Here is an 808-nt window from a genome sequence, read left to right as displayed (position 1 = left end):
CGCCTACAACAACACCCTGCAAGGCGGGGCCGGCAATGACTGGCTGGATGGCGGCGCCGGCGCCGACACCCTCAGCGGCGGCAGCGGCGACGACACCTACGTCATCGACAACGCCACCGACACGGTCACTGAGCTCGCCGACGAAGGCCACGACCTGATCCGCACGGCGGTGAGCTACACCCTCTCGGCCAACGTCGAAGACGGCGTGCTGCTCGGCACCGCCGCGTTGAACCTCACCGGCAACGAACTCGATAACAGCCTCACCGGCAACGCCGCCGCCAACTTCCTCAATGGCGGTGCCGGCCAAGACSTCATGATTGGYGGTGCAGGCAACGACGTTTACGTTGTGGATAACGTGGGTGACGTGGTGGTGGAAACCRGCACCTCGCTGAGCGAAATCGACACGGTTATGTCGTCGATCAGCTACACCCTGGGCAGCAACCTCGAGAACCTGACCCTCACCGGCAACGATAACCTCACCGGTACCGGCAACGCCCTGAACAACGTGCTGATCGGCAACAGCGGCAACAACGTGCTGGAGGGCGGAAGCGGCGCCGACGTGATGATTGGCGGCTTCGGCAATGACACCTACGTCGTCGACAGCCTCAAGGACGTGGTCACCGAGACCAGCACCCTGCTATCTGAAATCGACACCGTACGCGCCTCGGTGAGCTGGGCCCTGGGCGCCAACCTGGAAAACCTCACCCTGACTGGCAGCGACAACCTCACCGGCGTCGGCAATGCCCTGAACAACGTGCTGACCGGCAACAGCGGCAACAACGTGCTCAACGGTGGCGCGGGGCTGGAC

Annotated in this window: 1 protein-coding gene; it reads left to right on the top strand. The window is 63.9% G+C overall.

From position 1 onward, the window contains the following. Nucleotides 1-808, top strand: an 808-nt coding sequence (locus AC1DLB_RS31205) for a calcium-binding protein (RefSeq protein WP_477786428.1), incomplete at both ends; no start/stop codon positions are given.

The organism is Pseudomonas sp. 05N434 (assembly GCF_056396965.1).
Note: the sequence above shows the minus strand (reverse complement) of the source record. Positions and strands in the feature narration are given on the sequence as shown.